General features: G+C 76.3%; 1 pseudogene. It reads left to right on the forward strand.

The window, feature by feature from the left end:
* Nucleotides 1-245, forward strand: a pseudogene (locus tag EJ913_RS32050) (hypothetical protein); the annotation flags it as partial.

Raw genomic sequence — 245 nt, forward strand, 5'->3', positions numbered from 1 at the left:
GCCGGGCGCGGCGTGCTGGGGACCTCGAACAGCGCCGAGGTCGGCAATCTGGCCGCCGGTGTCGGCAACGTGGCCCGGCAGGGCGCGACGGTGGTCCAGGGCGGCGGCTTCGGCGGCCCGATGGGGGTGCCGGTGATCGGCGGCGGCTCCAACACCGCGTTGGTCGGCAACACGGCGGCGGGGATCGGCAACACCGCCACCCAGAGCGGTCTGGTCAAGCAGTTCGGCGGCGGCGGCCCGCTGGG

The sequence above is a fragment of the Azospirillum doebereinerae genome, assembly GCF_003989665.1.
Taxonomy (GTDB): domain Bacteria; phylum Pseudomonadota; class Alphaproteobacteria; order Azospirillales; family Azospirillaceae; genus Azospirillum; species Azospirillum doebereinerae.